General features: G+C 72.4%; 8 protein-coding genes. 4 read left to right on the top strand and 4 right to left on the bottom strand.

What is annotated here, in order from left to right; all coding sequences use genetic code 11:
* Positions 1–973 precede the first annotated feature (973 nt).
* The gene (locus ACZ7L6_RS36400; protein WP_471931560.1) at positions 974–2176 is read left to right on the top strand and encodes an amino acid deaminase/aldolase; all 1203 of its coding nucleotides are present in this window, start codon (positions 974–976) and stop codon (positions 2174–2176) included.
* A 391-nt stretch (positions 2177–2567) separates the two neighbouring features.
* On the opposite strand, the gene ACZ7L6_RS36395 is transcribed toward ACZ7L6_RS36400, so the two are convergent.
* From ACZ7L6_RS36395 to ACZ7L6_RS36385, 3 genes are read right to left on the bottom strand one after another with little or no spacing between them, the layout of a single operon-like run.
* The gene (locus tag ACZ7L6_RS36395; RefSeq protein ID WP_471931558.1) at positions 2568–3359 is read right to left on the bottom strand and encodes a 3-oxoacyl-ACP reductase; all 792 of its coding nucleotides are present in this window, start codon (positions 3357–3359) and stop codon (positions 2568–2570) included.
* Positions 3356–4729, bottom strand: a complete 1374-nt coding sequence (locus ACZ7L6_RS36390; RefSeq protein ID WP_471931556.1) for an aldehyde dehydrogenase family protein — start codon at positions 4727–4729, stop codon at positions 3356–3358. The genes ACZ7L6_RS36395 and ACZ7L6_RS36390 overlap by 4 nt, the downstream gene beginning before the upstream one ends.
* 8 nt (positions 4730–4737) lie before the next feature.
* Positions 4738–6102, bottom strand: a complete 1365-nt coding sequence (locus ACZ7L6_RS36385) for a glutamine synthetase family protein (protein ID WP_471931554.1) — start codon at positions 6100–6102, stop codon at positions 4738–4740.
* A gap of 85 nt (positions 6103–6187) precedes the next feature.
* Here ACZ7L6_RS36385 and ACZ7L6_RS36380 point away from each other — a divergent pair, with 85 nt between their 5' ends.
* From ACZ7L6_RS36380 to ACZ7L6_RS36370, 3 genes are all read left to right on the top strand, one after another.
* Positions 6188–6934 carry a FadR/GntR family transcriptional regulator gene (locus ACZ7L6_RS36380; protein ID WP_471931552.1) on the top strand — a complete coding sequence of 249 codons (747 nt, stop codon included), beginning with the start codon at positions 6188–6190 and terminating at the stop codon, positions 6932–6934.
* 182 nt (positions 6935–7116) lie between these two features.
* On the top strand, positions 7117–8562 hold the full coding sequence (gene eat / locus ACZ7L6_RS36375) for an ethanolamine permease (RefSeq protein WP_471931550.1): 1446 nt from the start codon (positions 7117–7119) through the stop codon (positions 8560–8562).
* A 38-nt stretch (positions 8563–8600) separates the two neighbouring features.
* The gene (locus tag ACZ7L6_RS36370; RefSeq protein WP_471931548.1) at positions 8601–9287 is read left to right on the top strand and encodes a gamma-glutamyl-gamma-aminobutyrate hydrolase family protein; all 687 of its coding nucleotides are present in this window, start codon (positions 8601–8603) and stop codon (positions 9285–9287) included.
* 230 nt (positions 9288–9517) lie between these two features.
* On the opposite strand, the gene ACZ7L6_RS36365 is transcribed toward ACZ7L6_RS36370, so the two are convergent.
* A complete protein-coding gene (locus ACZ7L6_RS36365) occupies positions 9518–10441 on the bottom strand; it encodes a LysR family transcriptional regulator (RefSeq protein ID WP_471931546.1) in 924 nt (307 codons plus the stop codon).
* Positions 10442–10469 lie beyond the last annotated feature (28 nt).

The raw sequence follows: 10469 nt of genomic DNA, 5'->3' as shown, positions 1-10469 counted from the left end.
TCGGCCGGGCGGGGCGGTATGCCGCCCGGAGCGGCCTGCCCGGCGCCCTCCTGGCGCAACGATCCGCCGGGTTCCGTACGCCCGGCCGACGGCGGTGCGTCCGGGAAACGCGCCGAGGCCCGGGGCGGGGGCGGGGACATGGACGCGGCGTCTCCGGGGGCCGGAACTCGCCGGTCGGGGACGCGGGGCGACGTACCGGACGTATCAGAGGCTCCGGGCCTGCTCACAGAGGCGCCGGACATGGGGCGATCGGAGCCCGCGGCTTCCGGCGTCGCGCCGGCTGCGCCGCGCCCGGTCGCGGCACCGGCCGAGTCCGGCCTCACGCCGACACCGCCGCGCACCGACGCTTCCGGCATCGGGGCCGGCCCGCCGCGTGCGGATCCGTCGGGCGTGATACCCGGCCCACGACGCTCCGAGCCTTCCGGCATCGCACCCGGCCCACGACGTCCCGACCCTTCCGGCACCGAGCCCTGCGCACCGCCGACACCGCCAGGCACCGATCCCTCCGTTCGCGAACCCTCGCCGGTCACCCGCCGGGGCTGCGCACCCGGGCCGTCCGTCTGCTCACCTTGCATGTCGCCGGCCGTCGGCGGCTCCGCGGGTCTCGGCGGGGTCGTCGGGCGGGGCGGGACGGCAGGCGGCGGGGGTGTGGTGGGACGCGGGGGAATGGGGGCGCGGCGCGCTTCCGTGCTCATGCACCCCCCGTTTCCTCATGTCCGGGCCCGATCTCCTGCGCGGGCCGTCGCTCCGTGTGCCGTCTGCCTGCCCGGCGCGGACTCGTCCGACCAGGCACGCATACCCGCACGGGTGGCGCGTCATCCCGGACGGCCGACCGGCCGTGGGCGTTCCACACATGCGTGCGCGTCACTCTACGGGTTGCTCCTGGGCGAACGGGAACCAGTCCACGACCCCGTGTGCATCTGCCCGGAACATCCCCCTACCCTGCGGTAATCCTGCATGGCAGGCTTCGTTCATGACTGCGCGCGCCGCCGACCGGGCCCGTTACGACCGGGCCACCGCCCATCTCGACGCCCCTCTCGCGATCGTGGACCTGGACGCCTTCGACGCCAACGCGGACGACCTGGTCCGCCGCGCCGGCGGGAAGCCGATCCGCGTCGCCAGCAAGTCCGTACGCTGCCGTGCCCTGCTGGAGCGGGTGCTCGCGAAGGAGGGGTTCGCGGGGATCATGTCCTTCACGCTGGCCGAGTCCCTGTGGCTGGCGCGCTCCGGGTTCGACGACATCCTGCTCGCCTATCCGTCCGCCGACCGCGCCCGGTTCGCCGAGCTGACCGGTGATCCGAAGCTCGCCTCCGCCGTCACCGTGATGGTCGACGACCCGGCGCAGCTCCGGTTCATCGACGAGTCCAGGGGCGGGGGCCGGGAAGTGGTGCGGGTCTGCCTGGAGTTGGACACCTCGCTGAAGCTGCTCGGCGGGCGCGTGCGCGTCGGCGCCAGGCGTTCGCCGCTGCACTCCCCCGCGCAGGTCGCCGACATGGCCCGTGCCGTCGCCCGGCGGCCGGGGTTCGAGGTCGTCGGGATCATGGCGTACGAGGGGCACATCGCCGGTGTCGGGGACGCGGTGGCGGGGCGGCCGCTGCGGTCGCGTGCCGTGCGGCTGATGCAGGCCGCCGCGCGCCGGGAACTCGCCGAGCGGCGGGCCGAGGTGGTGCGGGCCGTGCGGGCCGTCGCACCGGGGCTCGAGTTCGTCAACGGCGGCGGGACCGGCAGTGTGCAGTACACCGCCGCGGAGGACTGTGTCACCGAGATCGGGGCCGGGTCGGGGCTGTACGTCCCGCGGCTGTTCGACAACTACACGTCCTTCAACGGGCGTCCGGCCGCGCTGTTCGCCCAGCCGGTCGTGCGCCGGCCGGGGGTCGGGGTGGTGACCGTCCTCGGGGGCGGGTATCCGGCCTCGGGGGCGGCGGGGCGGGACCGGCTGCCGGTGCCGTATCTGCCGGAGGGGTTGCGGTACGACCCTCAGGAGGGGCCCGGCGAGGTGCAGACGCCGCTGCTCGGCTCGCCCGCGGACGATCTGCTGATCGGCGACAAGGTGTGGTTCCGGCATGCCAAGGCCGGTGAGCTGTGCGAGCGGTTCGATGCGTTGCAGCTTGTGGAGGGGGACTCGGTGACGGCGACGGTGCCGACGTATCGGGGCGAGGGCCACACGTTCCTGTGACTCGGTCCGGGTCGTCGAGGGGCCGGATGCCCTTGGTGCCGGGCTGGTTTCCTCGCCCCCGCCGCCCCTACCCGTCCCATCCTTGAAGGGGCGCTGCCCCTTCCACCCCGCCAGGGGGCTCCGCCCCCTGGACCCCCGGGCCTTTGCCCACCCACCACCCGACTCGGTCTCTCAAGAGGCTGGACTCGAAAGGCCCACAGGGCGGGCCCCCTCTCGACGCCGGTCCCGGCAATCTCAGCCCCTCCGGCGTTTGAGGACGAGGCCCCTTCAGGGCCGAAGCGGGGGTCTGGGGGCGCAGCCCCCAGGGACCGGGGTCGAAGGGGCAGCGCCCCTGGAGGATGGGACGGGCAGGGGCGGCGGGGGCGAGATCCGTCTGTCAGCCCAGGGCCGCCTACAGCGGCGTGACGTACGCCCCCGAGATTCCGCCGTCGACCAGGAAGTCGGTGGCGTTCACGAAGGAGGAGTCGTCGCTGGCCAGGAAGGCGACGGCGGCGGCGATCTCCTCGGCCTCGGCGAAGCGGCCGACCGGAATGTGGACCAGGCGGCGCGCGGCACGCTCGGGGTCCTTGGCGAACAGCTCCTGGAGGAGCGGGGTGTTGACCGGTCCGGGGCACAGGGCGTTGACCCGGATGCCGTCGCGGGCGAACTGCACACCCAGTTCGCGGGACATGGCGAGGACACCTCCCTTGGAGGCCGTGTACGAGATCTGGGACGTCGCGGCGCCCATCCTCGCCACGAAGGACGCCGTGTTGATGATGGAGCCCTTGCCCTGCTGCCGCATGTAGGGGATGGCCGCCTTGCAGCACAGGTAGACGGAGGTCAGGTTGACCTCCTGGACGCGCTTCCAGGCATCCAGGCCGGTCTCCAGGATGGAGTCGTCGTCGGGCGGTGAGATGCCGGCGTTGTTGAAGGCGATGTCGACGCTGCCGTAGGTGTCGTACGCCGTCTTGAACAGCGCCTCGACCTGCTCGGGGTCGGTGACGTCGACCTTGACGAAGATCCCGCCGACCTCCTCGGCGGCGGCCTTGCCGCGCTGCTCGTCGACGTCGCCGCAGACGACGCGGGCGCCCTCGGAGGCGAGGCGGCGGGCGGTGGCGAGGCCGATGCCGCTGCCGGCGCCGGTGACGACGGCGGTGCGGCCGACCAGTCGGCGGCAGATGTTTTCCTCGGTGGAAGAGGTCACTGTGCGGGGCCTTCCGTGCTGATGAAGACGTTCTTGGTTTCGGTGAAGGCGGTCAGGGCGTCCGGGCCCAGCTCACGGCCGATGCCGGACTGCTTGAAGCCGCCGAAGGGGGTCCAGTAGCGGACGCTGGAGTGGGAGTTGACGGACAGGTTGCCCGCGCGGACGGCCTGCGAGACGCGCAGGGCGCGGCCGACGTCCCGGGTCCAGATGGAGCCGGAGAGGCCGTAGTCGGTGGCGTTGGCGAGCTGGATCGCCTCCGTCTCGTCCTCGAAGGGGAGGACTACGGCGACGGGGCCGAAGACCTCCTCGACGGCCACGCGCGCGTGCGGGTCGACGCCGGTGAGGACGGTGGGCGGGAACCAGAAGCCGGGGCCCTCGGGGGCCTTGCCGCGGATGCCGTCGAGGTCGTCGGTGACGTACGAACGGACCCGGTCCAGCTGGACCTTGGAGATCAGTGGGCCCATGTCGGTGTTCTCGTCGGCCGGGTCGCCGACCGTCACCGCCTCGATCGCGGGGGCGAGGAGGTCCAGGAAGCGGTCGTAGGCGGAGCGCTGGACGAGGATCCGGGTGCGGGCGCAGCAGTCCTGGCCGGAGTTGTCGAGGAAGGACATGGGGGCGGCGGCCGCGGCGGCCTCGAGGTCGGCGTCGGCGAAGACGATGTTGGGGCTCTTGCCGCCGAGTTCGAGGGTGACGCGCTTGAGGAGCGTCGATCCCTTCGCCAACACCTGTTTGCCCACGGCCGTTGACCCGGTGAAGACGATCTTCGCCACGCCGGGGTGCTCGACGAGGGCGTCGCCGGTGACGGGGCCATGACCGGGGAGCACCTGGAACAGGCCCTCCGGAAGGCCCGCCTCCAACGCCAGCTCCGCCAGCCGCAGAGCCGTCAGCGGGGTCGTCTCCGCGGGCTTGAGGATGACCGCGTTGCCTGCCGCGAGCGCCGGGGCCGTCCCCCAGGCGGCGATCGGCATCGGGAAGTTCCACGGGGCGATGACGCCGACGACGCCGAGCGGTTCGAGGATGGTGACGTTCAGGCCGCCGGGGACCGGGATCTGACGGCCGGTCAGCCGCTCCACTCCCCCGGCCGCGTAGTCGAGCAGGTCGCGGACGTTGCCCGCTTCCCAGCGGGCGTTGCCGACGGTGTGCCCGGCCTCGCGGACCTCCAACCGGGCGAGTTCTTCGAGGTGTTCGTCCACCGTGACCGCGAATCGGCGCAGCAGCCGGGCGCGTTCGCCGGGTGCGAGGGCGGCCCACCGGGCCTGGGCCCGCGTCGCCCGTACGACCGCCGCGTCCACGTCGGCCGCGCTGGCGGCCGGGACGGTGGCGACGACCTCTTCGGTGGCCGGATTGAGTACCTGGAGCTGGTCGGACAAGAAGGGCCTCACATGCGTTCGAAGGAGCGGCGCAGCTCCCAGTCGGTCACCGCGGCGTCGAAGGCGTCCAGCTCGACGCGCGCCATGTTGCGGTAGTGGGCGACGACCTCGTCGCCGAAGGCGGCCTTGGCGATCGGGCTGTTCTCCCAGAGTTCGGCGGCCTCGCGCAGGGTCGTGGGGACGTGTTCGAAGTCGGCGGCGTAGGCGTTGCCGGGGCAGGGCTCGGGCAGCTCCAGCTTCTGCTCGATGCCGTAGAGGCCGGCCGCGACCAGACCGGCGACGGCGAGGTGCGGGTTGACGTCGCCGCCGGGGAGCCGGTTCTCGAAGCGCAGGGAGCGGCCGTGGCCGACGACGCGCAGGGCGCAGGTGCGGTTGTCGTAGCCCCAGGCGACGGCGGTCGGGGCGAAGGAGCCCGGCTGGAACCGCTTGTAGGAGTTGATGTTGGGGGCGTAGAGGAGGGAGAAGTCACGCAGGGCGGCGAGCTGGCCGGCGAGGAAGTGCCGCATGACGTCGGACATCCCGCCCTCGCCGTCCCCGGCCATCGCGTTGTTGCCGGCGGCGTCCGCGAGCGAGAGATGGATGTGGCAGGAGTTGCCCTCGCGTTCGTTGTACTTGGCCATGAAGGTGATCGAGACGCCCTCCTGGGCGGCGATCTCCTTGGCGCCGGTCTTGTAGATGGCGTGCTGGTCGCAGGTGACCAGGGCGTCGTCGTACTTGAAGGCGATCTCGTGCTGGCCGGGGTTGCACTCGCCCTTGGCGGACTCGACGGTGAGCCCGGCGCCCGCCATTTCGTTGCGGATGCGGCGCAGCAGGGGCTCGATACGGCCGGTCCCCAGCACCGAGTAGTCGATGTTGTACTGGTTGGCCGGGGTGAGGCCCCGGTAGTTCGCGTCCCAGGCCTGCTCGTAGGTGTCCTTGAAGACGATGAACTCCAGCTCGGTGCCGACGTTGGCCGTGTACCCGAGCTCGGCGAGGCGCTCCAGCTGGCGGCGCAGGATCTGGCGGGGCGCGGCGACCACGGGCGAGCCGTCGTTCCAGGCGAGGTCGGCGATCAGCATGGCCGTACCGGCGTTCCAGGGGACGCGGCGGAGCGTGGCCAGGTCGGGGTGCATGGCGAAGTCGCCGTAGCCGCGGTCCCAGGAGGACATGGCGTAGCCGTCGACGGTGTTCATCTCGGTGTCCACGGCAAGGAGGTAGTTGCAGCCCTCGGTGCCGTGGTGGAGGACCTCGTCGAGGAAGAAGCGGGCGGCGAACCGCTTGCCCTGGAGTCGCCCTTGCATATCGGGGAAGGCCAGGACGACAGTGTCGATCTCACCGCCGGCGACGAGGGCATGCAGCTCCTCGACGCTCAGCGGGGGTGTGCGGTCTGCCACGGGAGAGCCTCCTTGGGCCACTTCGGTCAGCCGGGAGCCATAAGGTATTGCCCAGGACCATTGATTGGGAAGGGGGTCCGACCACATGTCGCAGGCGGGCACGGAGCACGGGACGCCCGGGGCCGACGACCGGCTGACGTCGGTGCTGCGTCCGGTGCGGGCCGGCAACGGCTTCGAGGAGGCGCTGGAGCAGATCCTCCAGGTGGTCCGGCTGGGCCTGGTGCCGGGCGGCGAGCGGCTGCCGGCGGAGCGCGAGCTGGCGGACCGGTTGGGGATCAGCCGGGTGACGCTGCGCGAGGTGCTGAAGGTCCTCCAGGACCAGGGCCTGGTGGAGTCGCGGCGCGGCCGCTACGGCGGCACCTTCGTGCTGCCGCGCCCGGTGACCCCGGGCGAGGAGGAACTGCGCCGCCGCCTGAAGGACGTCGACGTCGAGGACACGCTGCGCTTCCGCGAGGTGCTGGAGGTGGGCGCGGCCGGACTGTGCGCGGCGCACGGACTGGACGACGAACAGGCCGACCGGCTCCGCGAGGCCCTGGCCCGCACGCACGACGCCCCGCTCGCCGAGTACCGCCGCCTGGACACGCTGCTGCATCTGACGCTCGCCGAGCTGTCCGGCTCCCCCACGCTCACCGCCCAGTACGCGGCCGTCCGTGCGACCGTCAACGACCTGCTCGACTGCATCCCGCTCCTCGTCCGCAATCTGGAGCACTCCCAGCGCCAGCACACCGCCCTGGTGGAGGCGGTGATCGAGGGCAACGCCGAGTGCGCGCGGGAGATCATGCGCGAGCACTGCGGGGGCACGGCGGCGCTGCTGCGGGGCTTCCTGGGCTGAGCCGCGCCGCCCCCCGGCGGCCGAGGATCGGATTCGAGGATTTACGGCGGATTAACGCACGGGTATTGCCATCCCTTGACCGACACCGCAAAGGTATGGATCCGTTCCATTGAACCGGAGCCCGGTCGACCCCACCGTGCCCGGAACACATCCGTGCCCGCCGCTCCGTGGGGAGTCTGCCCATGTCCCTGGAATCCACCAGCACACCCGCCGCCGAGGAGGCGGACGACTATCTGGAGCGCAGGACACTGCGCCGCGGCAGCGCCGGCTGGGTGCTGCTGACCGGTCTCGGCGTCGCGTACGTCGTCTCCGGCGACTACTCCGGCTGGAACTTCGGCCTCGCAGAGGGCGGCTTCGGCGGCCTCGCGATCGCCATGGTGCTCATGGGCGCGATGTACGCCTGCATGGTCTTCGCCCTCGCCGAGCTGTCCTCGATCCTGCCGACGGCGGGCGGCGGCTACGGCTTCGCCCGCAGGGCGCTCGGCCCATGGGGCGGCTTCCTGACCGGCACGGCGATCCTCATCGAGTACGTCCTCGCGCCCGCCGCCATCGTCATCTTCATCGGCGACTACGTCGAGTCGCTGGGCCTGTTCGGCCTGGAGTCCGGCTGGCCGATGTACCTGGTCTGCTTCGCGATCTTCCTCGGCATCCACCTCTGGGGCGTGGGCGAGGCGCTGCGCTTCAGCTTCGTCGTCACCGGGATCGCGGTTGCGGCTCTGATCGTGTTCGCGCTGGCTGCGCTGCCCGACTTCTCCTTCTCCTCGCTGGACGACATCCCGGTCGACTCGTCGGCCGCGGGGTCGAGCTCCTGGCTGCCGTTCGGTCTGCTCGGCATCTGGGCGGCGTTCCCGTTCGGCATGTGGTTCTTCCTGGGCGTCGAGGGCGTGCCGCTGGCCGCCGAGGAGACCAAGGAGCCGGCCCGCACGCTGCCGAAGGCGATCCGCTGGTCGATGGGCATCCTGGTGGTGCTGGCGGTGGTCACCTTCTTCGCGGCGGCCGGAGCGCGCGGTTCGGCCGCGGTCCAGGAGGCGGGCAACCCTCTGGTGGAGGCACTCCAGCCGGACGGGAAGGCGACGACGCTGAGCCGGATCGTGAACTACGCGGGCCTGGCGGGCCTGGTGGCGTCGTTCTTCTCGCTGATCTACGCGGGCTCACGCCAGTTGTTCGCCCTGTCTCGGGCCGGGTACCTGCCCCGCTTCCTGTCCCTCACCAGCCGCCGCAAGGCGCCGTACCTGGGCCTGCTGGTGCCCGGCACGATCGGCTTCCTGCTGGCGGCTGTCTCGGGCGACGGCGCCCGGATGCTGAACATCGCCGTCTTCGGCGCCACGATCTCCTACGCCCTGATGTCCCTCTCGCACATCGTGCTGCGCCGCCGGGAGCCGGAGCTGCCGCGGCCGTACCGTACGCCGGGCGGGGTGCTGACCTCCTCGATCGCCCTGGTGCTGGCCTGCGCGGCGCTGGTGGCGACGTTCCTGGTGGACGTGACGGCGGCGTTGATCGCGCTCGCGGTGTACGTCGTCGCCATCGGGTACTTCGGCCTGTACAGCCGTAAGCGTCTGGTGGCGAGGGCGCCGGAGGAGGAGTTCGCGGCGCTGGCGGCGGCCGAGGCAGAGTTGACACGGGACTGAGGTATCGAGACCGACGTATCGAGCGTGAAGGAGTCTCTGTGGTGGCCAGGCCGTTGATCGGTGTCAGCACCTATCTGGAGTCCGGTGCGCGCTGGGGCGTGTGGGAGCTGGACGCGGCGCTGCTGCCGGTCGGCTATCCGCGGCTGGTGCAGCGGGCGGGCGGCCTGGCCGCGATGCTTCCGCCGGACGACCCGGCGCACGCGGCCGCGGCCGTGGCCCGGCTGGACGGGCTGGTCATCGCGGGCGGTCCGGACGTCGAGCCGGTCCGGTACGGCGCGGAGCGCGAGCCGCGCACGGGGCCGCCGGCGCGGGAGCGGGACGCCTGGGAGCTGGCCCTGATCGACGCGGCGATGGCCGCGGGCGTCCCCGTGCTGGGCATCTGCCGGGGCATGCAGCTGCTGAACGTCGTCCTCGGCGGCACGCTCGTCCAGCACATCGACGGGCACGTGGAGGCCGTGGGCGTCTTCGGCAGCCACACCGTCAAGCCGGTGCCGGGCAGTCTGTACGCCGGTGTGGTGCCGGAGGAGACGTCGGTGCCGACGTATCACCACCAGGCGGTCGATCGTCTGGGTACGGGGCTGGTGGCGTCGGCGTACGCGGAGGACGGGACGGTGGAGGCGGTCGAACTTCCGTCTGCGCCCTGGGTGTTGGGCGTGCAGTGGCATCCGGAGATGGGGGAGGATCTGCGGGTCATGCGGGCCTTGGTCCGTGCGGCCGGTGGCTGACAGGGGATTTCGCCCCCGCCGCCCCCTACCCGTCCCATCCTCCAGGGGCTCCGCCCCTTCGACCCCGCCAGGGGGCTCTGCCCCCTGGACCCCCGCTCCTCAAACGCCGGAGGGGCTGACTTACCCAGCCCGTCCGGCGTTTGAGGACGAGGCCCCTTGAGGGCCGAAGCGGGGGTCTGGGGGCGGCAGCCCCCAGGGACGGGACGGGTAGGGACGGCGGGGGCGAGGAGTTACCCCCGCGTCAGCGACAGCAGATCCCGTGCCGGTCCCACCGGGCGGTGGCCCGTCGGCCACACCGCCCGCAGGTCCCGCGCCAGGGACACGTCCGCCACCGGCACGCTCACCAGGCGACGCATCGACAGTTCCTCGCCGACGGCCAGCTCGCTCAGCACCGCCGGCCCCGCCCCGCTCACCACGGCCGCCTTCACCGCCGTCGTCGAGGACAGCTCGATGAGGGGGCGGGCCAGGCCGCCCAGGGCCGCGTCGAGGACCTGCCGCGTGCCGGAGCCCTTCTCGCGCAGGATCAGCGGCGTCGCGGCGAGCTCCGACGCCTCCAGCGAGCGCCGACGGCGCGCCCAGGCGTGACCCGGCGCGGTCACCACGATCAGGTTGTCGTGGGCGATGACCACAGAGTCCAGCCCCGTCGGGACGGTCAGCCCCTCCACGAACCCGAGGTCCGCCTCGTCCGCCAGCAGCCGTTCCGCGACGGCCGCGGAGTTCCCTGCGAGCAGCGACACCGCGGTGTCGGGCCGCTGGGCCCGCAGGGCGAGCAGCCACCCCGGCAGCAGATATTCCGCGATGGTCATGCTCGCCGCCACCCGCAACCGCGAGTCACGCCGGTCCCTGAGCGCCTGCGCCCCCGCGTCGAACGCCTCCGCGGCCTCCACGATGCGCCGCGCCCAGTCCGTCACCAGCGCCCCGGCGTCCGTGAGCCGGGAGCCCCTCGGTGACCGGTCCACCAGCGCGACACCCAACTGGCGTTCCATCGAGCGGATCCGGCTGCTCGCCGCCGGCTGCGTGATGCCGAGTTCCCGCGCCGCCCCACCGAGACTGCCGAGCCGCGCCACCGCCAGCAACAGCTCCAGCGCGCCGAGATCGGGCACGCGATGTGCCAGCGATCCCGCGCGAAACTGCCCCTCCACCGCCTCTGCCATAAGCCCAGTTTATGTGCCCATAGAGGCA

Source organism: Streptomyces sp. NPDC107522, assembly GCF_055657525.1.
The sequence above is the reverse complement of the archived record's forward strand: the minus strand, read 5'-3'. Positions and strand labels throughout refer to the sequence as shown.